This is a genomic window from Streptomyces sp. NPDC088923 (genome assembly GCF_044749745.1).
Taxonomy (GTDB): Bacteria; Actinomycetota; Actinomycetes; order Streptomycetales; family Streptomycetaceae; genus Streptomyces.
Genome location: NZ_JBIVIO010000013.1, coordinates 96,925 through 119,546, shown reverse-complemented (window position 1 = coordinate 119,546; position 22,622 = coordinate 96,925). Strand labels below are relative to the sequence as shown.

The 22,622-nt window shown below is 74.3% G+C and carries 18 protein-coding genes; 9 read left to right on the top strand and 9 right to left on the bottom strand.

All coding sequences use genetic code 11. The features are described 5' to 3' along the window. The first annotated feature begins 220 nt into the window (after positions 1 to 220). Complete coding sequence (locus ACIP4O_RS30315) at positions 221 to 1,387, top strand: PLP-dependent cysteine synthase family protein (RefSeq protein WP_361333191.1); 1,167 nt, start codon at positions 221 to 223, stop codon at positions 1,385 to 1,387. A gap of 64 nt (positions 1,388 to 1,451) precedes the next feature. Here ACIP4O_RS30315 and ACIP4O_RS30310 read toward each other — a convergent pair whose 3' ends face one another. After that, positions 1,452 to 2,264, bottom strand: a complete 813-nt coding sequence (locus ACIP4O_RS30310) for a DeoR/GlpR family DNA-binding transcription regulator (RefSeq protein WP_401579373.1) — start codon at positions 2,262 to 2,264, stop codon at positions 1,452 to 1,454. A gap of 334 nt (positions 2,265 to 2,598) precedes the next feature. Here ACIP4O_RS30310 and ACIP4O_RS30305 point away from each other — a divergent pair, with 334 nt between their 5' ends. Next, positions 2,599 to 5,076, top strand: coding sequence for a hypothetical protein (locus ACIP4O_RS30305; protein WP_401579372.1), 2,478 nt, complete (start codon positions 2,599 to 2,601; stop codon positions 5,074 to 5,076). Between the two features lie 156 nt (positions 5,077 to 5,232). On the opposite strand, the gene ACIP4O_RS30300 is transcribed toward ACIP4O_RS30305, so the two are convergent. The 6 genes from ACIP4O_RS30300 to ACIP4O_RS30275 form a co-directional block, all read right to left on the bottom strand. Next, positions 5,233 to 5,787, bottom strand: coding sequence for a hypothetical protein (locus ACIP4O_RS30300; RefSeq protein WP_401579370.1), 555 nt, complete (start codon positions 5,785 to 5,787; stop codon positions 5,233 to 5,235). 444 nt (positions 5,788 to 6,231) lie between these two features. After that, the gene (locus ACIP4O_RS30295; RefSeq protein ID WP_401579368.1) at positions 6,232 to 8,679 is read right to left on the bottom strand and encodes a right-handed parallel beta-helix repeat-containing protein; all 2,448 of its coding nucleotides are present in this window, start codon (positions 8,677 to 8,679) and stop codon (positions 6,232 to 6,234) included. Between the two features lie 157 nt (positions 8,680 to 8,836). Further along, the gene (locus ACIP4O_RS30290; protein ID WP_401579366.1) at positions 8,837 to 9,442 is read right to left on the bottom strand and encodes a hypothetical protein; all 606 of its coding nucleotides are present in this window, start codon (positions 9,440 to 9,442) and stop codon (positions 8,837 to 8,839) included. Between the two features lie 82 nt (positions 9,443 to 9,524). Then, positions 9,525 to 10,370 carry an MOSC domain-containing protein gene (locus ACIP4O_RS30285; protein WP_401579365.1) on the bottom strand — a complete coding sequence of 282 codons (846 nt, stop codon included), beginning with the start codon at positions 10,368 to 10,370 and terminating at the stop codon, positions 9,525 to 9,527. A gap of 157 nt (positions 10,371 to 10,527) precedes the next feature. Continuing rightward, positions 10,528 to 10,998 carry a DUF6643 family protein gene (locus ACIP4O_RS30280; protein WP_401579364.1) on the bottom strand — a complete coding sequence of 157 codons (471 nt, stop codon included), beginning with the start codon at positions 10,996 to 10,998 and terminating at the stop codon, positions 10,528 to 10,530. Positions 10,999 to 11,332: 334 nt separating this feature from the next. Continuing rightward, on the bottom strand, positions 11,333 to 12,502 hold the full coding sequence (locus ACIP4O_RS30275; RefSeq protein ID WP_401579407.1) for a glycosyltransferase: 1,170 nt from the start codon (positions 12,500 to 12,502) through the stop codon (positions 11,333 to 11,335). Between the two features lie 368 nt (positions 12,503 to 12,870). Here ACIP4O_RS30275 and ACIP4O_RS30270 point away from each other — a divergent pair, with 368 nt between their 5' ends. The 5 genes from ACIP4O_RS30270 (at position 12,871) to ACIP4O_RS30250 (ending at position 17,669) form a co-directional block, all read left to right on the top strand. Further along, complete coding sequence (locus tag ACIP4O_RS30270; protein ID WP_401579362.1) at positions 12,871 to 13,653, top strand: glutamate racemase; 783 nt, start codon at positions 12,871 to 12,873, stop codon at positions 13,651 to 13,653. An 83-nt stretch (positions 13,654 to 13,736) separates the two neighbouring features. Further along, complete coding sequence (locus tag ACIP4O_RS30265) at positions 13,737 to 14,342, top strand: hypothetical protein (protein ID WP_361333166.1); 606 nt, start codon at positions 13,737 to 13,739, stop codon at positions 14,340 to 14,342. Between the two features lie 88 nt (positions 14,343 to 14,430). Beyond that, positions 14,431 to 16,029 carry an apolipoprotein N-acyltransferase gene (gene lnt, locus ACIP4O_RS30260; RefSeq protein WP_401579360.1) on the top strand — a complete coding sequence of 533 codons (1,599 nt, stop codon included), beginning with the start codon at positions 14,431 to 14,433 and terminating at the stop codon, positions 16,027 to 16,029. Between the two features lie 109 nt (positions 16,030 to 16,138). After that, a complete protein-coding gene (locus ACIP4O_RS30255) occupies positions 16,139 to 16,648 on the top strand; it encodes an NUDIX domain-containing protein (protein WP_361333161.1) in 510 nt (169 codons plus the stop codon). A gap of 4 nt (positions 16,649 to 16,652) precedes the next feature. Continuing rightward, complete coding sequence (locus ACIP4O_RS30250) at positions 16,653 to 17,669, top strand: helix-turn-helix transcriptional regulator (protein ID WP_401579358.1); 1,017 nt, start codon at positions 16,653 to 16,655, stop codon at positions 17,667 to 17,669. 7 nt (positions 17,670 to 17,676) lie between these two features. Here the strand turns inward: ACIP4O_RS30250 and ACIP4O_RS30245 are convergent, their stop codons facing one another. Together ACIP4O_RS30245 and ACIP4O_RS30240 are read right to left on the bottom strand one after the other, a co-directional pair. After that, a complete protein-coding gene (locus ACIP4O_RS30245; protein WP_401579356.1) occupies positions 17,677 to 18,813 on the bottom strand; it encodes an epoxide hydrolase family protein in 1,137 nt (378 codons plus the stop codon). Between the two features lie 31 nt (positions 18,814 to 18,844). Further along, positions 18,845 to 19,438 (bottom strand): TetR/AcrR family transcriptional regulator, encoded by a 594-nt coding sequence (locus ACIP4O_RS30240; protein ID WP_401579355.1) that lies wholly within the window; start codon positions 19,436 to 19,438, stop codon positions 18,845 to 18,847. A 257-nt stretch (positions 19,439 to 19,695) separates the two neighbouring features. Between ACIP4O_RS30240 and ACIP4O_RS30235 the strand changes: the two genes are divergently transcribed. After that, entirely contained in the window at positions 19,696 to 21,648 is a 1,953-nt protein-coding gene (locus ACIP4O_RS30235) for a protease pro-enzyme activation domain-containing protein (protein ID WP_401579353.1), read from the top strand. 138 nt (positions 21,649 to 21,786) lie between these two features. Then, entirely contained in the window at positions 21,787 to 22,524 is a 738-nt protein-coding gene (locus ACIP4O_RS30230) for an SDR family NAD(P)-dependent oxidoreductase (RefSeq protein WP_401579351.1), read from the top strand. Positions 22,525 to 22,622 lie beyond the last annotated feature (98 nt).

Below are 22,622 nucleotides of genomic sequence, written 5' to 3'. Positions count from 1 at the left end.
GCGCGGGCGCATCGGCAGGCTCCCCGGCGAGCCCCCGCGCGCACCGCCGGCACACCCGTGAGCCCGTCGTGCCCCCACCCGCAGGGGATGTGCCCCCAAGCTGGGGCTTCGGTCGCTCAAAGAGGTGTTTATGCAGGTGAGAAGTGGTGCGAGGAGGTCTAGGATCAGGCTCCACCAGCCCGCGCGCGGCCTCCCGCGCCCATTCCACAGGAGCGGCGTCGTGCCCAGCCCCGAGCAGAACCGCCCCGGCCCCCCGGCGCACACACCCGACGCCCCGGCACACACCCTCGATGCCGACCGGAGCGACCCCGCCTACCGGGCCTGGCTCAAGGAGGCCGTCCGGCAGGTGCAGGCCGACGCCAACCGCAGCGCCGACACCCACCTCCTCCGCTTCCCGCTCCCCGCCCACTGGGACGTGCACCTCTACCTCAAGGACGAGTCCACGCACCCCACCGGCAGCCTCAAGCACCGCCTCGCCCGTTCGCTCTTCCTTTACGCGCTGTGCAACGGCTGGATCAGGCCGGGGGCACCCGTCGTCGAGGCGTCCAGCGGCTCCACCGCCGTCTCGGAGGCGTACTTCGCCCGCCTCATCGGGGTCCCTTTCATCGCCGTCATGCCCCGCTCGACGAGCCGCGAGAAGTGCCGGCTCATCGAGTTCCAGGGCGGCCGATGTCACTTCGTCGACGATCCCCGGACGGTCTACGCGGAGTCCGCCCGCCTCGCGGCGGAGACCGGCGGCCACTACATGGACCAGTTCACGTACGCGGAACGTGCGACGGACTGGCGCGGCAACAACAACATCGCCGAGTCGATCTACCAGCAGCTCCGCGAGGAGCGCTACCCCGAACCGGCCTGGATCGTCGCCACGGCGGGCACCGGCGGCACCTCGGCGACCCTCGGCCGCTACGTGCACTACATGCGCTACGACACCCGCGTCTGCGTCGCCGACCCCGACTTCTCCTGCTTCTACGAGGGCTGGACCCGCCACGACCCCGAAGCGGTGAGCGAGCGCGCCTCGCGCATCGAGGGCATCGGCCGCCCCCGCATGGAACCGAGCTTCGTGCCCGGCGCCGTCGACCGCATGATGAAGGTCCCCGACGCCGCGAGCATCGCCGCCGTACGCCTCCTCGAACGCGTCCTCGGCCGCAAGGCGGGCGGCTCCACGGGGACCGGGCTGTGGAGCGCCCTGCGCATCGTCGCCGAGATGCTCGCGCGGGGCGAACGCGGCAGCGTCGTCACCCTCCTGTGCGACCCGGGCGAGCGCTACCTCGACAAGTACTACGCGGACGAGTGGCTCGCCGCGCAGGGCCTCGACATCACCCCGTACACCGCGACTTTGGAGACCTTCCTCGCGAGCGGCACGTGGCCGGGGGGCCCGGCGAGCTGAGCGGCCTCGTTCCCACGGGCGGCCCCGCGCGCACGGGCGCGCGGCGGGCCTCTTCGTACGGGCCTCAGGCCACCGGCGGCGTCTCCGCCAGCAGTACCGACTCCACGCGCTCCGCCAGCTCCTCGCGCGCTTCCCCCGACAGCCCCTCGTCCGTCACCACCGTGTCCACCACGCTCAGCGGCGCGAAGGAACTCAGGCCCACCGTCCCCCACTTGGTGTGGTCCGCGACGACGATCACACGACGCGCCGCCGCGACGAGCCGCCGGTTCGTCTCGGCCTCCGCGAGGTTCGGCGTCGACAGCCCCGCCCGCGCCGATATCCCATGCACCCCGAGGAAGAGCAGATCGAAGTGGAGGGACGCGATCGCAGCGTCGGCCACCGGGCCCACGAGTGAGTCCGAGGGCGTGCGCACGCCACCGGTCAGCACGACCGTCGCCCGGCCCTGGCGCCCGTCGTGCGCCCGGTGGAAGACGTCCGCGACCCGTACCGAGTTCGTCACCACCGTCAGCTCCGGCACCTCCACGAGCCGCTGGGCGAGCGCGTACGTCGTCGTGCCGCCCGAGAGGGCGATCGCCGTGCCGGGTGCGACGAGTTCGGCGGCGACGCGCGCGATGCTCTCCTTGGCGTCCTGCTCCCGGCCCGACTTCGCCTCGAAGCCCGGCTCGTGGCTGCTCGCCTCGGCCGGCGGCACCGCGCCGCCGTGCACCTTCTCCACCGCCCCCTGCCGGGCGAGCGCGTCGAGATCCCTGCGCACCGTCATGTCCGAGACACCGAGCCGCTTCGTCAACTCGTTGACCCGCACGCCGCCGCGCCGCCGCACCTCGTCGAGGATGACGGCCCGGCGCTGCTCGGCGAGGAGGTTCAGGTTTTCGCTCACGTCCGCCCGGTCCTTCCGCTGCTGTGGTCCCCTGCTCCGTTCCGCACCGCGCGACGGAGCGTGGGGACGCCCCCGCCGTGCTCCGGCGCGTCCCGCTCCCGCCGTCGCGCCCCCGTCATCCTCCCACGTCGGCGAAGCCGCCCCGGCGTCCTGGTTTCCGCCGCGGGGTCACTCGACCGGGGGATGCTGCGCGTCACCTCTTCCGGGCGCGTCCTCGCCCCGTCATGCTCGTACGGGACATGACAGCCTCGGGCGGTACGGTACGCCGAGCGCCCCACCCGCCCCGTACGAGAACCCGCCCCGCCCGCCCGTCCGTTCACAGGGAGAACCGCGCGTGCAGTCCGCCCCGGGGGAGCAGCCCGCCCTCGAACTGCTGGTCCACGGAGTCGGGGGCACCACCCCCGCCGAGATGCTCGACGATCCGCACACGGTCCGCGTCGCGGGCGACGACACGGCAGCCCTCTACCGGCGTGCGAAGGACGCGCCGCCGCGCGAGCAGGTCGCGCCCTCACGCGAGCAGGAGACGCCACCGCGTGAGGAAGGCGCCTCCTCGCGCCAGGAGGCGGCGAAGGAGCCCGGTTCGGGCGGCGACGCCCCGGTCCAGGAGGCGTACGTCTGGTGCAACCTCACCTCCGGCGACGCGAGCCGCGCCCTGTGGCTCCTCCTCCTTCCCTTCATGGTCGTCAACCTCGCCCACTGGATGCGCCCGCGTGCCCTGCGCCGCCCGCGTCTCGTCAGCCTCTACGGGGCACTCGTCCGCCTCATCGGCCTCAGCCTCACCGTCCTCCTGGTCGCCGCCGCCTGCGAGGTCGCCCTCGACCTGACCGCCTGGCAGTGCGCGGGCACCGCCGCCTGCGCCGAGGGCCGCGCCTGGCTCGGCTTCCTCTCCCCGCACGCCTCACCGGGCGACTGGTGGACCCAGCCCGGCCGCCGCCTCTCCCTCGCCGCGCTCGTCCCCACCGCACTCGTCCTGCTCCTGTGGTTCCTGGCGCACAAGACCTGGAGCGCGTACGAGAACCAGAGGCCGCTCCCCGCGACGAACGGCACCGACACCGCGCACGACGCGGGCGACGCGCACGACGCGGGCGACTCCGCGCACGACGCGGCCACCGCCCCCGCGGCGAAGGTCCCGCGCGAAACGCCCGGCCTGGCCCGCCCCGGCTTCTGGTACGGCCGCCGCATCGTCGCCAGGCTGCGCGCCGCGCACACCGCCGCGGGCCTCCTCACCGCCGCCGCCGGGGTCGGCACGGCCGTCACCGCGCAGGACGCCGCGCACGGCGGCCCCGCCCTCGCCGGGCGCCTCCTGTGCGGCCTGTACGCCGTCCTCGGCGTCTTCGTCGTCGCCGCCGTCTGCCGACGCGGCCGCAGCGAGCGGCGCCTCGACCCCGCCTTCGACCGTCTCACCGTCCGCGCCCTCCCGCTCGCCGCCCTCGCCCTCCTCCTCGCCACCCTCGGCTACGCCCTCGCCGACCGCCCCGCCGACCGCTCCACCGGAACCCTCCCGGGCGATGCCCTCTTCCGCGTCCTCACCCTCACCCAAGGGCTCCTCGTCCTCGGCCTGGCCGTCGTCGCCGCTCTCCTCCACCGCAGCGCCCCCGACCGGCGTACCGCGCTGAGCGGTTACGGCGGCCCCGCGACCGCCCTCCTCGCCTGTGCCCTCGGCGGAGTCCTCACCGGCGGCCTCGCCCAGCGCGTCGCGGACTGGCTCGACGGCCCCGCGACCCCGGGGGAGGGCGCGAGCCCCCTGCCCGGACCGCCCGTCCTGCTCTCCTGGCAGGCCGCCGTACTCCCGCCGATGCTCCTCCTCCTGGCCCTCCTCGCCGCCAGGCTCGGCATCGCCACGTGGCGCCGCGCCCGGGCGGGGGCCGCGCGGGTGGACGCCGACTACCCCGGCGTCCGGCACGACGAGGCTCGTACCCGCGCGATCGCCCTCACCCGTGCCGCCGCCGCGCTCACCGACCGTGCCCCCGCCCTGCTCGGTCTCGGCGCGGCGGGGACCCTCCTGCTCGGGGCCGTCGCCCTCCTCGGGGCCTGGACGAGCGGCGAGGTGCCGGGCGAGGCGACGGCGGGGCTGCCCGACGCCGTGCACGGCGTCGCGCAGACCTGCCAGGCGCTCGGCTCCTGGCTCACCGGACTCGCCGCGCTGCTCTTCCTCGCCTTCGGCCGCCGCGCCTACCGCGATCCGCACGCTCGCCGCACGATCGGCATCCTGTGGGACGTCGGCACGTTCTGGCCGCGCGCCGCCCACCCCTTCGCGCCGCCCTGCTACGCCGAGCGCGCCGTCCCCGACCTCACGTGGCGCATGGCGACGTGGACCTCCCGCACCGGCGGACGCCTCGTCCTCTCCGGCCACTCCCAAGGCAGCGTGCTCGCCGCCGCCGCTGCCTGGCAACTGCCGCCCCGGGCACGCGGCAGGATCGCCCTGCTCACCTACGGCTCCCCGCTCGAACGCCTCTACGGCCGCTGGTTCCCCGCCCACTTCGGTCCCACGGCCCTCGCCGGTCTGCACACCGACGTCGCCCACTGGACCAACCTCTACCGCGCCACCGACCCCATCGGCGGACCCGTCCGTATCCCCGGTGTGGACCACGCCCCCTTGCGCGACCCCCTCGCCTACGGCCGCACCCCTGACGAACCCCTCCCACCCCCCATCCACGGCCACGGCGACTACCCCGCCGACCCCGCCTTCGCCAAGGCCCGCACCGCCCTCCTCCACCGCCTCCGCCCCACGGGCCCCGTCCCACGCCAGCCGACCCGCACGAGCACGACACCGGAGGAGGCGGAGCCCACCGGGGACGTGCCCGCGAGCTGAGCGGTCGGCCGCCCCGTACGCCGGAAGCCTCCGGTCACCCAGCTACCGGGCCGCTACCAGGAGAGCGACCCGGCCTCTTCCCGGCCCGCCGTGCCCGTCACGGGTGCGACGCCGTCGTGCGCGTCGCCGTGCTCCGGGGCATCGCCCGCTGAGCCCCTACGGCCGTGAACTTTCCTCAGCCATGGAGCCGTTCAGTTCCGCTCTCCCGAGAGTCGTGGGCACCATGTGCCTGTTGCCGAACGTCCAGGCGACCAGGTCCACGGAGGTGTGCACACTGGAGCCGAGGTCCAGGTCCCGGCGGGCGGCGACCCACTCGACAAGAGCCCGGGGGTCCGTGGGCAACCCGGTCAGGTGGACCAGGTTCGCGTACCAGATGTCGCGCGTGAACCCCGCTTCGAACCAGCCGTCGTCCCCCAACTCCTCCGCCAGGCATGCGGCGAACCGCTCGATGGCGGGACCTGACGGAGAGGCGCACAGCATGACGCTCGCAGGAGTGAGAGTCAGCCCTGTCAGCTCCAGCCGGATGCTGCCTGTCCGGGCGGACGCCTGCCGAAGCGCCGTCCGGTATCGCATGACCCGCTCGTCGTCGTCGGGCACGAACGACCGGTAGTTCTCCAAGGTACGGACGGTGAAATGCGAGGAGTTCGCCGCGCCCGTCGGCCAATGCGCTTCTCCCGCCACCGCCATGACCTCCTCCGTCACGCGTTCCATGCGTCGCGCGACGGAGGGGGCCGGTCGCAGGACCGCGGTGATCCCCCACCGTCCGCCGCCCTCCAAGGGCGGCTCCTGACAGGGAGCGTCCCCGGACAGGAGTGCGTCCCGTCCTCGTGCGAACAACTCCGAAAAACGCGTGCTTCCCATGCCTGCGATCCTGCCCCCGCGGTCAGTCCAGATCCAGGCCGAGTCCGGGAGCAGGCGCTGACTGTCCGTGACCGTAGCGCAGATCCGTCAAGCGCGCGCAGGCGTGGAGACGGTCGCCACCCGGACGAGTGAGAGGATTTCTGGGTGCGGCGAAATCATCCACAGATTGCAGGAATTGGCGCGGGCAGTGATCCGGGGTGCGGAAGAACGGATATCGAAAACGCCCCCAGGGGAGGGCGGGAGTGCCCGAAAACAGGCGGACCGGCGTGCCACCGCCCGCTCACCCCCACCGCCTCACCGGAGCTCCGGCAGATCCTCCGGATACAGCAACGTCAGGTCCCCCTTGTCCGGGCTCTCCAACTGCGCCACCCGTCCCGCGTGGCGCTCGACCATCGCCTCGAAGGTCTGGCGGGCCGTGCGGCCGTTGCCGAAACCGGCGTCCTTCGGGATCGCCGTGAAGTACTTCAGGAGCGCTTCGCCCGTGCCGTCCGCCAGCTCGTACTCGTGCTCCTCCGCCTGCTGCTCCACGATGCGCAGCAGCTCCTCCGGGCCGTAGTCGCCGAAGGTGATCGTCCGTGAGAAGCGGGAGGCGACACCCGGGTTGACCGCGAGGAAGCGTTCCATCTCCGCCGTGTACCCGGCGACGATGACGACGACCTCGTCGCGCTGGTCCTCCATGAGCTTGACCAGCGTGTCGATCGCCTCGCGCCCGAAGTCGCGCCCCGAGTCCTCCGGCGAGAGCGCGTACGCCTCGTCGATGAAGAGCACCCCGCCCTTCGCCCGCCCGAACGCCTCCTGCGTCCGGATCGCCGTCGAGCCGATGTGCTCACCGACCAGGTCCACGCGCGAGACCTCGACCAAGTGCCCCTTCTGCAGGACCCCGAGCGCCACGAGGATCTCCGCGTACAGGCGCGCCACCGTCGTCTTTCCGGTACCGGGCGAGCCGGTGAAGACGAGGTGGCGGCGGGCAGAGGCCGCCTTGAGTCCGGCGGCCTGGCGCCGTCTGCCCACCTCGATCATGTCCGTCATCGCCCGCACCTCGCGCTTGACGCTGTCGAGCCCCACGAGCGCGTCGAGCGCCGCGAGCACGTCCTCGGGCGTACGCGCGGGCCGCTCGTCCCCGACCGTGCCCTCCGGGGCCGTCGCCCCCTGCCGGGGTGCGGGGACGGCGCCGAGCAGCCCGACCGGGGCCGTCTCGCGTACGAGCGTCTCTCCGCCCACCGGCGGCAGCACGGGCGCCGCCGCGGCGGGCGCGGCCGGGGTCGCCGCGCTCTCGTCGCTCGCGCAGTCCTCGACGACCGGGCTGCCCCCGTTGCCCTCCGCGATCTCGTAACCGCCGCGCGCGCACCGCTCGGTACGGCAGCGGCGCAGCGTCGTGCGGTCGCCGCCGATGAGGTGGAAGCCGTACCCCGCGCTGTCGCTCACCTTGCACGAGGTGAACGTGCCGCGCCCGTCGGCCGACACGTAGAACCCGGACTCGGCGGCGCCCGTCACCGTGCACCGCTCCACGGCGGGATCGGCGCCCTTGGTGACGATGACGCCGGTCTGCACGTCCGCGACCGCGCACCCGCTCAGCGTGCCGCCGCTGCCGTGGTCGCGGAACCACGCACCCGTCGACGCCTTCGTGATCCGGCAGTCGTCGAGCTGGGCGATCGCTCCGTCGCTCACCGAGACCGCCGTGTTGCGCACCTGCGTGAGATCGCTGTCCACGACGTCGACGCGCGAGCCCCGGTCGAGGACGAAGAGCGCGTCCGGCACGTCGTGCACCCGGCAGGAGTCGAGCACCGCCGTCGCCCCGTCACTCACCCAGACCGCCGGGTAGTCGCCGGTCGAGTCGTGGATCTCGCACTGATTGGCGTCCACGCGCGTGCCCGGGTCCCACACCGAGAGCCCGTTGCGGCCGAAGCGGCTGACGGAGGAACGGGTCAGCGTCAGGACCGAGCGCGAGCGCAGGTCCACCGCGTTCTCCGGGATGTCGTGCAGCCGGCAGTCGGCGAGCGTGAGCACCGCGTCCGTGTCGAGCGTGACGCCGTTCGCCGTCGTACGGTGCAGCGCGCAGTCCGTCAGGTACGCCGTGCCGCGCTGGCTCAGCTGGAGCGCCGAGCCCTTGATCTCGTAGACCTCGCAGCCGATCGCCTCCAGGCCGCTGCCCTCGCCCGTCACGGCGAAACCGGCCCCCGAGGCGTGGTGCACCCGGCAGCGCTCCAGGCGCGGGTGCGCCCCGTCCCGTACCACGAGCCCCGACTGGCCTGCCGCGACGACCTCGCAGTCCTCGAAGATGCCGCTCGCCCCGGCGAGTACGGCGATCCCGAGACCCCCCGCGTTGTCGACCGTGACGGCACGGACGGTGGGCCGCGCCCCGCCGCGCACCTCCAGGCCGACGGCGGAGCGCGTCATGATCCGCAGGCCCTCCAGCTCGGGTGCGCTGTCCTCGACCAGTACGGCGGGCACGGCCGAGTCCTGCCCCTCGATGTGCAGCCCCTGCACGAGCGCGGCGCCGCGCACGGTGAGCGGGATGCCGTCCGTGGGCGCGATCCTGACGGGTCCCGCGGCGTTGTCCACGGCGCGCAGCGTCACCGCCTGCCGCACCACGAGGTTCTCCCGGTAGGTGCCCGGGCCGATGCTGAGGACGTCGCCGTCCCCCGCGGCCTCCAGGGCGGCGGAGAGCGAGGCGTACTCGCCCGTGCGGCGCCGCCACCGCGACGTACCGGTGTGCGTCACCTGGACCGTGCCCTGTGCCATGTGCTGCTGTGCCCCCACCTCGTGCGTACGCGGGAAGTATGACGCGTGTCCTGCGGACCGGCGCGCGGTCCACCGTAGCGTGTGAGGACAGCGGGAGTTGACCGTGTGCCGCCCCAGGCCACCGGCACGTGCCCGGGCCCGGTACGGCGTGCTCGCGTCAGCTCCCTGTGCCCGCGCGCCCCCAGTCCGGGCCCGTGCGCCGCCACTCCCGTTCCCAGGCCCCGAGCCTCGCCCGCCGCAGCCGCCACATCAGGAGCCGCCGCCCGCCCTCCAGGAGCAGGACGGCCGCGGTGCCCGCGCCCACGCCGGCGAGAAAGGCGTGCGCCTCGGCGCTCGCCACGTCGAGCGGACGCGGCATCAGACGGCCCCGCGCGTCCGTCCACACGGGGAAGGTGTCGCCCTTGCGCGGCGCGGTCAGCGGGGCGTTCGCGACACCGGCGCGGCGCACACCGTCCGGGCCCGTCCACACGGCCCGGACCCGGACCTCGCCGACCCGCCCCGGGCCGGTCTCGGGGTCGGTGTCGAAGTGCGAGCCGCGCTCGGGGCCCAGCACCGTCGCGCTCACCCGCGCCCGGTCGTGCCGCTGCTCCGCCACGGTCCGCAGAAGCGCGGCGCGCGTGTGCGAGGCCGCCTGCGTCCCGGCGATCGGGACGAGGACGAGAAGCAGCAGGAGCGTCGACAGGCCCGCCCAGCCCTCGATCCGGTCACTCGCGCGCCGCAGCGGATTGTGCCGCCAGGTCCACAGCCCCACGATGGCTCGCACGACACGCCACCCCCTTCCCCGCCCGCGCCGCCCGGCGCCCGCGGTCCACGCCCCGCCGTACCCGTTCCCGGCGGGCAGCAGGCTATGCGACCGCCCCCGCGCCGCTCGCCCCGACCACCGTCAGCCGGTCACCGACGCGCACCGAACCGGCCGACTCCGGGACGAGGTTCATGCCGAACATCGCCCTCCCCTCCCGCCTGCGGTGCCGCGCCAGGGTCCGCAGCGGCTCCTTGCCGCGCACCGCCGTGGCCTGGTCCACGGTCGTCACGACGCAGCGCCCGCACGGCTTCGTCACCCGGAAGAGGACCTCGCCGATCCGCACACGTCCCCAGTCGTCCTCGGCCCACGGCGCGCCGCCCGAGACGACGAGATTGGGCCGGAACCTGTCCATCGGCACGGGGCCCTCGGCGCTCAGCCCGTCCACGGCGATGAGGGAGTTGAGGGCATCCAGCGAGGACGTGCTGGTGAGCAGCAGCGGGTAGCCGTCGGCGAGACTCACGGTGTCGCCGGGCCGCGCGTACGCCGGGTCCACGGGGCGCGCCTTCGCGGGCGCGCCGAGGTGCACGAGCCGTACGGGACGGCGGAGATACGCGGCGCACCACGCGGACGCGGCGTCCGCGGCCGGTACGACCTCGACCTTGTTGCGGAACAGCTCCACGAAGACGCTCTCCCCGGCCGGGACCGGCACGTGGCAGGGGGCGTGACCCGGAGCGCTCAGTACGAGCCCTCCGCCGTCCCGCCCGCGCACGTCCAGCAGCGCGAGGCGCGGTTCCTCACGCTGGGTCAGCTGGTGCCCCTCGCCGTTCACGAGCATCCAGCGGCGGTCCCCGGCGAGCCCCCAGGGCTCGACGACGGCCTCGGGGACATCGAGGGCGCGGGCGGCCTTCAGCGGATGGACGTGGACGGAGACGAGTGAGACTGCGGGCATGAGCGCCATTTTCCCACCGCTCACGTGCGGTCTTCGCACCGCTCACGTGCGGCCTTCCCGCCGCACGGCCCCGAACGCGCGACGCCCGGCACCGCACGCCCCGTGGGCGCGGTGCCGGGCGTCCCGGTTCCCGGACGGGTGGCGGCTGTCGCCGCGCTCAGTACGGCCGGTAGGGGCCGCTCTGATAGGGGTCCTGGTACGGGGCGGGGGCGGGCTGCTGCGGGCGCGGCGCTGTGGGGCGCATCGTCTCGTAGCCCGTCGCGGGCTGCGGAGCGGGCCGGTAGTCGCCCTGCTGCGGCACCCCGGGGTAGCCACCGCGCTGCGGCGCGGGCTGCTGCGGGATGTACGGCTGCGGCGCGGGAGGCAGCGGCGCCATGGGCTGCTGCGGCGGCTGGCCGTAGTACGCCGGGGGAGGCGGGGGCACGGGGCCGGGCGCGGCCGGCAGGGCGGGCAGCGCCGGGGGGAGCGCGGGCAGGGAACTCCCGCTCGGCTCGTACAGGGACGGCACCCGGATCGGCGCGATCTGCGGTGTGCCCCGCTCCGCTACGAGCGAGTCGTAGATCGGAGTGTCCGGGAAGGACGGCGCGGAATAGTAGCCGCTGCCGTAGGTGGGGCGGGGGGAGGTCATGGCACATAAGTTAAGCCCACGATGTGCTGGTTGGGGAGACCGATAAGAAGGTTGTTTTGTGCGTCCGTGTCGGGTCCCCGCCCGTAATGCGATCGAAGACGACCAAAACGGTCATCAGATCACCGAAAATTAACGTGAATTGCATGTTCCCATGGCGTTACCCGGGGTTCGCCCGGTGTCCGGTGGACCCCCGCAGGGTCCCGGTCCGGGAAGTGCGGGCACCCCTCCGTGAGACCGCGCCCGGGACGCCGCTCGACCGGTCCACAGGACACGTACAGGCAACGCCCCGACGCCCCCGCGCGGAAGTCCCGACACCCCCGCGCGGCAGGGGAGTTCAGCCCTCGCCCGCCTCCATCGCCTCCGGCGCCGCGTACGTCCTCCCCTTCCACGCCGCGCCGCGACCCCGGTAGTGCCGCACCGCCGAGTCCACCGTCATCAGCAGGTAGAGGAAGGCCGTCACGGGCAGCAGCGGCGCGAGCCACCACGGCAGCCGGTAGTAGCGCAGCATCGGCAGGTACGTGCCCGTCATCACGAGCCACGCGAGCCCGCCCGCGAGCGCCGTCGCCGCTCCGCCCGTGAGCAGCCCGGCCACCAGGGCGCAGGGCGGGACGAGGTAGACGAGCGCGAGGCCGAGAACGGTGCCGAACAGGACCAGCGGGTGGTGCCGCAACTGCGCGTACGCGCTGCGCGAGACCATCCGCCACAGGTCGCGCAGCGCGGGGTAGGGCCGGATGCTGTCGACGCGGTCGGCGAGGCCCAGCCAGATGCGGCCCCCCGCGCGCTTGACCGCGCGCGACAGCGCGACGTCGTCGATCACGGACTGCCGGATCGCGTCGGGAATGCCCGCGGCCTCCGCTGTCCGCGTCCGCAGGAGTACACAACCGCCCGCCGCCGCGGCCGTCCGCGAGGCGGCCCTGTTGACCCGGCGGAACGGGTAGAGCTGCGAGAAGAAGTAGACGAAGGCGGGGACCACCATCCGCTCCCACCCGCTCGCGACCCGCAGCCGCGCCATCTGCGAGACCATGTCGAGCCCCGCGCCGTCCGCCGCGGCCACGAGACGGCGCAGGCTGTCCGGCTCGTGCGCGATGTCCGCGTCCGTGAGGAGCAGGAACTCGGGTTCGCTCTCGCGGGCGAGCGCGATGCCGTGCCGCATCGCCCACAGCTTCCCCGTCCACCCGCGCGGCGGCTCGCCCGGCGAGACGACGCGCAAGGACAGCGCTCCCGGGCGCCGCCCCAGCTCCCGCGCCAGCTCGCCCGTCCCGTCCGTACTGCCGTCGTCGACGAGCACGACCTCCGCGCGCCCCGGGTACTCCTGCGCGAGCAGCGAGGGCAGGCTGAGCGGCAGTACCTCCGCCTCGTCGCGCGCGGGCACCACGATCGCCACCGAGGGCCACCGCTCCGGTTCCCCGCCGGTCCTCGGCAGCCGGACGTCGGTGCGCCAGAAGAAGCCCTGGGCGAGCAGCATCCACACCCAGGACGCGAGGGACAGGACGGCGATCCACATGACGGCACTCACGCGCGGCAGTCTGCCACCAGCGGGGGAGACCCACGGGGCCGGACATGCGGGACCGAACGTGCGGGTCGTCAGCGCGGGCCCCGGGGCGTCGCCGCGAGCCCCGCGAAGGCTTCGCGAGCCCGGGACGGCCCTGCGACGCCGTTCGCGGAGGCGGAGGCGGAGGCGGAGGCGGAGGCGGAGGCGGAGTCGGGGTCGGAGGCGGAGTCGGCGGTGCCTCCGCGGGGCCAGCGCCGGCCTTCACCGACGTCCGCCCTCGGAGTCCCTCACGCCGACCCTCCGTGGCGGCGGCCCCCTCACCGGCACCCTCGCCACCGCAGTCCGTGGGGAAGCGTCACCCCATGACATAAAGTGGCCGGGTGAAGATCGCGCTCCTCGATTCCGGTATCGGCCTGCTCCCCGCCGCCGCCGCCGTACGCGGCCTGCGGCCCGACGCGGACCTCGTGCTCTCCAGCGACCCGGCCTCGATGCCGTGGGGCCCGCGCGCCTCCGAGGACATCACCCGCCTCGCGCTCGGTGCCGCCGAGGCCGCCGCCGCTCTTGAGCCCGACGCGCTCGTCATCGCCTGCAACACCGCCTCGACGCACGCGCTGCCCGCCCTCCGCGCCCGCTTCGAGGACACCTTCCCCGTCATCGGCACGGTCCCCGCGATCAAGCCCGCCGCCGCCTTCGGGGCCCCCGTCGCGATCTGGGCCACGCCCGCCACGACCGGCAGCGACTACCAACGCCGCCTCATCGCCGAATTCGCCCCCGGCGGCAATGTCACCGCGGTGGCCTGCCCCGGTCTCGCCGACGCCGTGCAGCACGCCGACGAGGCCGCGACCGAGGCCGCGATCGCCGACGCCGCCGCCCGCACCCCCGCCGGGGTCCGCGTCGTCGTCCTCGGCTGCACCCACTACGAGCTGGTCGGGGCCCGTATCGCCGCCGCGCTCACCCGCCCCGGCGGCGCGGCGCCCACGCTGCTCGGTTCCGCCCCCGCCGTCGCCGCGCAGGCCCTGCGCCGCGCCGCGGGCGGACCCGTGGACCTCACCCGAACGGGTGAGCTGACAGTCCTCCTCGGCGGCGTCGAGGAACCCCTGCCGCCGGAAGCCCTCGCCTACGCCGAGGGCCGCCTCCTCGCCGGGGTCGGCGCCGCCCGCTGAGCCCGTGAGGTGTGTCCGGTTCCACCGGACACACCTGTGCGCGGGAGCCTCCCGGCGCGCCGATTCTGAGTACCCTCGGCGCCATGAGGCATCCACCCCATGACGACGCGCCCACGGGCCCGGCGGACGCCGGTGCCCACCCCGAGGTCTGGACGGGTACCGCGACGAACCGCGTGCAATGGGTACTCGCCCTCGCCGGCGTCGCCTGCGTCGCCCTCGGCATCGCCCTCGCCGTCAACTCGACCTGGACCTCCGGCGTCGCGGCGCTCGCCATGTCGGTCGTCGGCTGCCTGCTCGCCGGGCTCCTCATCCTCTTCGGCACCCTCGCCTTCGTGAGCGTCGCCGTCCGTGTCGACCACGCGACCCTGGAAATCCGGTGCGGGCACATCGGTGTACCCCGCCGCAGCATCCCCCTCGCCCACGTCGTCGAGGCCGACTTCGCGCCCGCCGTCACCCCGCGCCAGTGGGGCGGCTACGGCTACCGCTGGCGACCGGAGCTCGGCACCGCCGTCGTCGTACGCCGCGGCGAGGGCGTCGTCCTGCGCCTCGGCGACGGCCGCACCTTCACCTTCACCGTCGACGACGCCGAGTCCGCCGTGCACGAGATCCGCAGACGTCTGCACCTCTACGGACCCCACGGCGGCCACGGACCCCACGGCGGCCCCGGCGAGACACCCGCCGGAGCGTGACCCGGGCGGGAGGCGGCGACGCGGCCCGTCCCACCCGAGACCCACGCCACAGACCCACCTCCAGCCCCCCGGCCGTAAACTCCGGAGCGTGACCGTCACCCTTTCCCCACCGGACGAAGCCTCGCCGCCCGCCCCCGCGTCCCGGGGCGGGCGGCGATTGCTGCGCCTCGTGCCCGCCGCCGGCGCCGTGCTCGCCGGTGTGCTCCTGTACCTGAGCTTCCCGCCCCGTACGGTGTGGTGGCTCGCGCTCCCCGCCTTCGCCCTGCTCGCCTGGGTCCTGCACGGCCGGAGCTGGAAGGCGGGACTCGGCCTCGGCTACCTCTTCGGCCTGGGCTACTTCCTCCCGCTCCTCGTCTGGACCGGCGTCGAGGTCGGCCCGGGTCCCTGGCTCGCCCTCGCCGCCGCCGAGGCCGTCTTCACCGCGCTCGTCGGCGCGGCGATCGCCACGGTTTCGCGGCTGCCCGGCGCACCGCTGTGGGCGGCCGCGCTGTGGACGGCGGGCGAGGCCGCCCGTGCCCGCGTCCCCTTCGGCGGCTTCCCCTGGGGCAAGGTCGCCTTCGGTCAGGCCGACGGTGTCTTCCTGCCGCTCGCCGCGCTCGGCGGCACCCCCGTGCTCGGCTTCGCCGTCGTCCTGTGCGGCCTCGGTCTCCACACGGCCGGGCGGGCACTGTACGAGCGTCGCGCGCGCGGCGTCCTGCCCCGTACCGCCGCGCTCACCGCCGGGGTCGCGGTCCTCCTGCCCCTCGCGGGCGCCCTCGCCTCGCGTGCGCTCGTCTCGGACGAGGCGGAGGCCGGCACGGCGCGGATCGCCGTCGTCCAGGGCAACGTGCCCCGGGCGGGCCTGGAGTTCAACGCCCAGCGTCGCGCCGTCCTCGACTACCACGTCAAGGAGACCAAGCGGCTCGCGGGCCGCGTGGACCGGGGCGAGGTCAAGCGCCCCGACTTCGTGCTGTGGCCCGAGAACTCCTCCGACATCGATCCCTTCCGCAACCCCGACGCGAGCGCCGCGATCGACAGCGCGGCCCGGGCGATCAAGGCCCCGATCTCGGTCGGCGCCGTCGTCGAGAAGGACGACGGCAAGCTCTACAACGAGCAGGTCCTGTGGCTGCCGGGCAAGGGCCCCACCGCCACGTACGACAAACGGCAGATCCAGCCGTTCGGCGAGTACCTGCCGATGCGCTCCCTGCTGCACAAGATCAACGACTCCTGGACGACGATGGTCGCCCAGGACTTCAGCCGCGGCACCACCCCCGGCGTCTTCACCATCGACGGCACCCGCGTCGGCATCGCCACCTGCTACGAGGCCGCTTTCGACTGGACCGTGCGCGACACCGTCACCCACGGCGCCGAGCTGATCTCCGTCCCCAGCAACAACGCGACGTTCGACCGCAGCGAGATGACCTACCAGCAGCTCGCCATGTCCCGCGTCCGCGCCGTCGAGCACAGCCGCAGCGTCACCGTGCCGGTCACGAGCGGCGTCAGCGCCGTCATCCGCCCGGACGGGAAGATCGTCCAGCGCACCGGCATGTTCGTCCCCGCGACGCTCGTCGACGACGTCCCGCTGCGGACCTCCGAGACCCCCGCGACCCGTGTCGGCATCGCCCCCGAGATGGCCCTCGTCGTCGTCGCGGCCGCAGGCCTCGCCTGGGTGCTCACGCGGGCCGTCCGCGCGCGCCGCGCCGCCTGAGCCCAGTCCGGGCGCCCGGACCGCCCCGCCGCGCGTGCGCGTGAGCCCCCCTCCGGTGCGGGGCTCACGCGCACGGGACCCGCGCGGCGCCTCCCGATAGGGTCGACGCATGCCCACTCCGGAATTCATCCTCGGCCTGCGCGAGAAGATCGGCCAGGATCTTCTCCTCCTGCCCGGCGTCAACGGCGTCGTCCTCGACGACGCGGGACGCCTCCTCCTCGGACGCCGCGCCGACACCGGCAGATGGGCACTGCCCGCCGGGATCTGCGAACCGGACGAGCAGCCCGCCGAGACCATCGTCCGCGAGGTCCTGGAGGAGACCGGAGTGCACTGCGAGGCCGAGCGCCTCGTCCTCGTCGAGACCCTCAAGCCGATCGTCTACCCCAACGGCGACCGCTGCCAGTTCCTCGACATCACCTTCCGCTGCCGCGCCACGGGCGGCGAGGCGTTCGTCGCCGACGAGGAGTCCCTGGAGGTCGGCTGGTTCGCGCTCGACGCCCTCCCGCCGCTGGAGCGCTTCTCGCTCTTCCGCATCGAGCGCGCGCTCGATACGGAGGAGTCCGCCTGGTTCGCGCGCACCCAGGCCGACGTGGACGGCCGGAACGCCGCGGCGCTCTGAGCCGATGCGCGCCGCCCGCCTCCTGCGCATGGCCCTGCTCGTCCAGTCCTCGCCCGGCCTCACCGCCGCCGCGCTCGCGCGCGAGCTGGAGGTCTCCGAACGCACCGTGATCCGCGACGCGCGGGCGCTCCAGGAGGCGGGCATACCGGTACGGGCCGAGCGCGGCCGGGCGGGCGGCTACCACCTCGCCCCGGGGCACCGCACCCGCCTCACGAGCCTGCACCCCACCGAGGCCGAGACCCTCTACCTCGGCGGGCTGCCCACCGCGCTCGCCGACCTCGGCCTCGCCCAGGCGGCGGGCACCGCGCGCCTCAAGCTCGCCGCCACCCTGCTCCCCTCGCTGCGCGCCGCCGCCGAGTCCTCCGTCCGCCGCTTCCACCTCGACGCCCCCGCCTGGTTCCGCGAACCGGTCGCGCCCCCGCTCCTCCCGGACCTCGCCCGCGCCGTGTGGGACGACCGCACGGTCCGTCTCCGCTACGCGCGCCCCGCGCGCGAGGACCGCCCCGCCCGCACCATCAGCCGCCTCTACGAGCCGTACGGGCTCGTCCTCAAAGCCGGGGTCTGGTACGCGGTCGGGCGGGTCCCCGGCGAGGGCACGCGTACGGCCGCGTGGCGCACGTACCGCGTCGAACGCCTCACGGCGCTCGAACCGGGCGAGCCCTTCACGCGTGTGGCCTCCTTCGACCTCGCCGCCCACTGGCGCGCCGAGGCGGAGCGCTTCGCCCGCGCCCTGCTGCGCACCCCCGTCACGCTGCGCCTGACCCCCGAGGGACTGCGCCGCCTGCCCGCCGCGCTCGGCCCGGCGAGCACCGACGGGCCGATACCCGGCCCACCGGCCCCGGACGGCCGCGTCACCGTCACGGTCCCCACCGAGTCCGAGGACGTCGCCTTCGAGCAGCTCGCCCCCCTCGGCGCCGACGCGGAGGTCCTCGCCCCGCCCACCCTGCGCGCCCGCTGCGCGGCCCACGCCCGCGCAGCGGCGGAGCGCTACGGGACCGGCGCCGAGGCGTCCGCATCGTGACAGGGGCTCAGGACGCGGCTTGGACGCCCTGGAAGAACTCCCTCAAGTCCGCGGCGAGAAGCTCCGGTTCCTCCCATGCCGCGAAGTGACCGCCCCGCGGCATGGCGGTGTAGCGCGCGACGTCGAGAGTGCGCTCCGCCCAGCGGCGCGGCGGACGGGTCAGGTCGGCGGGGAAGACGGCCACGGCGGCGGGGACGGGGACACGCGTGACGCGGCGGGTCACACCCTGGTCGTACTCCCAGTAGGGCAGGAACGAGGTGGAGATCGTGTCCGTGAACCAGTACAGCGACGCCTGCGTCAGGACGTAGTCGTCGCTCATCCGCGTGCGCAGCTCCCCGCCGCAGTCCGTCCAGGCGCGGTACTTCTCCACGATCCAGGCGAGGAGCCCGGCGGGGGAGTCCGCGAGAGCGGGACTCAGCGTGAGCGGGCGCGTGCTCTGCTCGTGCTGGTAGCCGCCCTCGCCGCGCTGCCACCGCGCGACCTCGTCGAGATACGCGCGCTCCTCGGCGTCCAGGCCCTCCGGCTCCGCGGGCGCGGGTACCGCGAGGACGTGGATGCCGGTGACCTCCCGCGGGTACGCCTCGGCGAGCCGTGCCGTGATGCCCGCCCCGAGGTCGCCGCCGTGCGCCCCGTACCGCGTGAAGCCAAGGTGTTCGCGCATCAGGCGGTGCCACACCTCGTGCGTCTGCCGCGCACCGCCGAGCGCGGGACGCGGGGGTGAGAAGGCGAAGCCGGGGAGCGAGGGCACGATGACAGTGAAGGCGTCGCGGGAGGCGCCGCCGTGGCGCGAGGGCTCGGCGAGGCGGCGGGCGAGCGGGACGAGTTCGAGCACGGAACTGGGCCAGCCGTGGGTCAGGACCAGCGGCAGCGCGTCCGCTCGTTCGGCGTCGAAGCGCAGGTAGTGCACCGGGGTGCCGTCGATGTCGGCGAAGTGCGAGGGCAGCGCGTTGAGTTCTCTCTCGCGGGCGCGCCAGTCGAAGCCCTCCGCCCAGTACGTGACGAGCCGCCGCAGCTCCGCGGGCTCGGTGCCCGCCGCCCACGGGGCGACGCCCGGCCAGGCCCGGGGCAGGCGCGCGGCGCGCAAGCGGGCCCGCAGGTCGTCGAGCGCGGCGTCGGGGACGGCGAGGAGGGGGCGGTCGGGCACGGGGAACTCCGCGATGTCGTAGGGGTGGTGGTCAGGCGGGCAGGCCGAGGAGCCCGGAGAGCGCGGCGCGCGTCTCCTCCTCGGGCTCGGGAGCGGTGGCGAGCAGGGCGCGCAGGATCAGGCCCTCCAGGAGCGCGTCGAGGCGGCTCGCCGTCGCCGGGCCGGTGAAGCGGGCGAGGACGGCGCGGCTCGCCGCCGTCCACTCCTCGGTGAGCGCCCGCAGCCCCGGGTCGCGGAGCGCGGCGAGGTGCAGCTCGAAGCCCAGGACGGCGCTCCGCCGCCGCTCCGTCGCCTCCCGCACCTGTGCGACGAGCGCGTCGAGCAGCCCCGCCCGGTCCCGTACCTCCGCGAAGGCGGCGGCGAACTCCTCGGTGCGCAGGGCGACGTAGCGGGCGAAGGCGGCGGCCCGCAGCTCGGCGAGGCTCGCGAAGTGGTACGTGACGGAGCCGAGCGGGACGTCGGCGCGGGCGGCCACCTTGCGGTGGGTGATTCCGGCGGCGCCGTCGCTCACGAGCACGCCGAGCGTCGCGTCGAGCACACGCGTCCTGCGCGCCGGATCGTGTCGGCGCGGGCGCCGTGGCCCACTCTTTCCCGGATCGGTGCCGGGGCTGTCCTCCTGCTTCATAAGAACAAATGTACAATACGCGTGTACGGAGAGGTGTGCGGGGTGGCGTGAGGCGGGGGAGTGGTGCCGGAAAGGGCGTCATGTCCCTTTGTGGCGGGCCTACTTGAGGGACGCTTTGGCGTTGCCGTGGTCCGCCCTTGGTACTTCCCAGACCAACGCATGGACCCCACGTGAACACTTGATCGACAGAGTGAACGATGCGTGCGGCCGTGTCCTGGAAGACCGCACCTCATCCCTCCGTCACCCCAGGGGGTTTCATGAGACCTGTTCGTCCCCGTTCGCGCGCCGCGCTGGTGCGGGCCGCCGCGCTGCCGCTGGCCGTCGGGTGTCTCGCGCTCGCCGTTCCCGCGGCGTCCGCCGACTCCGGCCACTCCGCCAACCGTCAGACCCTCGCCGGACTCACTCCGCACTGGGCCAAGGGCTCCGCCGACCGCGGCGCCCTGTCCGCGGGCAAGCAGCTCACCGTCCGGGTCTACCTGGCCGGGCGTGACGCGGCGGGCCTCGCCCGCTACGCCACCCAGGTCTCCGACCCCTCCTCGCCCTCCTACGGCAAGTACCTCACCGCGCGGCAGACGCAGGAGCGATTCGGCGCCGACGCGCGGCAGATCAGCGAGATCACGTCCTGGCTGCACGGTGCCGGGCTCAAGGTCACCGAGCAGAACCAGAACTACCTGACCGTCAGCGGCCGGGCCTCCGCCGTCGAGCGCGCCTTCTCCACCAAGCTGCACAACTACGCGCGTAGCGGCCACACCTACCACGCGCCGCTCTCGGCCCCCTCGGTGCCGGCCTCGCTGCACGGCGCCGTCCTCACCGTGACGGGTCTCGACAACGCCCCGCACAAGGCGCGGCACGACGAGACACTGCCCCCGCCGGACGCCGTCTTCCGCAACGCCGGGCCCTTCTCCACGTACTTCGGCTCGAAGACGAACAAGAAGCTGCCCTCGGCCTTCGGCTCGAAGGCCCCGTACGCCGTCAAGGGCTACACGGGCAAGCAGCTGCGTGCCGCGTACGGCGCGGGCAAGGAGACCGGCAAGGGCGTCACCGTCGCCATCACCGACGCCTACGCCTCGCCCACCATCGCCGCCGACGCGAGCCAGTACGCCAAGCGCAACGGCGACCAGAAGTACCGCAAGGGCCAGCTCACCCAGGTCCTGCCCACGGACTACAACAGCACCGAGGAATGCGGCGCCTCCGGCTGGTACGGCGAGGAGACCCTCGACGTCGAGGCCGTGCACGCCGTCGCCCCGGACGCGAACATCGTCTACGCCGGTGCCGCCTCCTGCTACGACGACGACCTGCTCGACTCGCTCAACAAGGTCGTCGACGGGCGCCTCGCGGACATCGTCTCCAACTCCTGGGGCGACCTGGAGTCGAACGAGACGACGGCCAGTGCCGCCGCCTACGACCAGGTGTTCCAGCGCGGCGCGGTCGAGGGCATCGGCTTCTACTTCTCCTCCGGCGACAACGGCGACAACGTCGCGTCGAGCGGGACGAAGCAGGTCGACATGCCGACGAACTCCGCGTGGGTCACCGCCGTGGGCGGCACCTCGCTCGCGGTCGGCAAGGGCGACAAGTACCAGTGGGAGACCGGCTGGGGCACACAGAACGCCCCGCTCGCCGCGGACGGCGACTCCTGGACGGGCTTCCCCGGCGCCTACACCTCCGGCGCGGGCGGCGGCACCAGCAAGCTCATCGCGCAGCCGTTCTACCAGCGCGGAGTGGTGCCCGGGAAACTCGCCAAGGCGGGTGGCGAGAAGGCCATGCGCACCGTCCCCGACATCGCCGCGGTCGCCGACCCGAACACCGGCTTCCTCGTGGGCCAGACGCAGACCTTCCCCGACGGCTCGCTCCAGTACAGCGAGTACCGCATCGGCGGCACGTCCCTCGCCGCGCCCGTCGTCGCCGGTGTGCAGGCCCTCGCGCAGCAGGCGCAGCACGGTGTCCCGATCGGCTTCGCCAACCCGGCGATCTACGACCGGTACGGCACCTCGGCCTACCACGACGTCACCGACAGCCCGCTCGGCCAGGGCAAGGGGCTCGCGGTCGTCCGCACCGACTACGTCAACAGCTACGACGACAGCGACGGAACGAGGACCACGCTGCGGGTCCTCGGCAAGGACGCCTCGCTCAAGGCGGTCCCCGGCTACGACGACGTCACCGGCGTCGGCACCCCGGCCGGCGGCTACCTGAAGTCCTTCCGCAGGCGCTGAGCCCGCGCCGAGCCACCTCCCCGGCTCGGTGCCCCCGCCCGGCCCCGGTACGCCTCGCGCGTGCCGGGGCCGGGCGTCTTGGCAGGTGACGTCCTGTCTAGAGTGTGGGCCACAGCGAGCGAGTCATGCGGAGGGGTCATGTCCGGTCAGCAGGTCACCGTGGTCACCGGGGGCAGCCGGGGGATCGGCGCCGCCGTCGTGGCGCGGCTCGCCGACGAGGGCCACCATGTCGCGGTGGGCTACCACGCGGGCCGCGAGGAGGCCGAGGCCGTCGCCGAGGACGCGCGGGCCCGGGGCGTGAAGGCCGTCGCCATCGGCGGGGACACCGCCGACGAGGCCGACGTCGAGCGGCTCTTCGACGAGGCGGCCAGCGCGCTCGGCCCGGTCACCGGGCTCGTCAACAACGCGGGTGTCAGCGGCCCGATCGGCAGGCTCGCCGACGCCGACGCCGCAGGGATGCGCCGCGCACTCGACGTCAACGTCCTCGGCTGTCTGCTGTGCGCGCGCCGCGCCGTGCGCGACTGGGAGCGCGACGGCATCCAAGGCGCGATCGTCAACATCTCCTCCGGCGCCGCGACGCTCGGCTCGCCCGGCGAGTTCATCCACTACGCGGCGAGCAAGGCCGCCGTCGACGCGTTCACCATCGGGCTCTCCAAGGAGGTCGGCCCCTCCGGCATCCGCGTCAACTCCGTCGCCCCCGGCGCCGTGGTGACCGACTTCCACCCCGACCCGGAGCGCCCGGCGCGGATGGCCGCCGGGGTTCCGCTGCGGCGCATCGGTGAACTCTCCGAGATCGCCGCCGCCGTCGCCTGGTTCCTGTCGCCCGAGTCCTCGTACGCGACCGGCGCGGTCCTGCGGGTGACGGGGGGCCGCTGAGCGCAGCCGGTACGCGCCGGACCGCCGCGCCCCGTACCGCCGCCCCTGCCACGACACGGGCCGGGGCCCGGTCACCGTCCGGCGAAGGTGACCGGGCC

What these genes read in the sequence shown, in the direction of transcription:
- ACIP4O_RS30300 (WP_401579370.1), bottom strand. Translation starts at nt 5,787, where the DNA reads ATGGAACGCGTGACGGAGGAGGTCATGGCGGTGGCGGGAGAAGCGCAT.
- ACIP4O_RS30280 (WP_401579364.1), bottom strand. Translation starts at nt 10,998, where the DNA reads ATGACCTCCCCCCGCCCCACCTACGGCAGCGGCTACTATTCCGCGCCG.
- ACIP4O_RS30275 (WP_401579407.1), bottom strand. Translation starts at nt 12,502, where the DNA reads ATGTGGATCGCCGTCCTGTCCCTCGCGTCCTGGGTGTGGATGCTGCTC.
- ACIP4O_RS30240 (WP_401579355.1), bottom strand. Translation starts at nt 19,438, where the DNA reads ATGAAGCAGGAGGACAGCCCCGGCACCGATCCGGGAAAGAGTGGGCCA.
- ACIP4O_RS30285 (WP_401579365.1), bottom strand. Translation starts at nt 10,370, where the DNA reads ATGCCCGCAGTCTCACTCGTCTCCGTCCACGTCCATCCGCTGAAGGCC.
- ACIP4O_RS30255 (WP_361333161.1), top strand. Translation starts at nt 16,139, where the DNA reads ATGCCCACTCCGGAATTCATCCTCGGCCTGCGCGAGAAGATCGGCCAG.
- ACIP4O_RS30265 (WP_361333166.1), top strand. Translation starts at nt 13,737, where the DNA reads ATGAGGCATCCACCCCATGACGACGCGCCCACGGGCCCGGCGGACGCC.
- ACIP4O_RS30230 (WP_401579351.1), top strand. Translation starts at nt 21,787, where the DNA reads ATGTCCGGTCAGCAGGTCACCGTGGTCACCGGGGGCAGCCGGGGGATC.
- ACIP4O_RS30235 (WP_401579353.1), top strand. Translation starts at nt 19,696, where the DNA reads ATGAGACCTGTTCGTCCCCGTTCGCGCGCCGCGCTGGTGCGGGCCGCC.
- ACIP4O_RS30295 (WP_401579368.1), bottom strand. Translation starts at nt 8,679, where the DNA reads ATGGCACAGGGCACGGTCCAGGTGACGCACACCGGTACGTCGCGGTGG.
- ACIP4O_RS30250 (WP_401579358.1), top strand. Translation starts at nt 16,653, where the DNA reads ATGCGCGCCGCCCGCCTCCTGCGCATGGCCCTGCTCGTCCAGTCCTCG.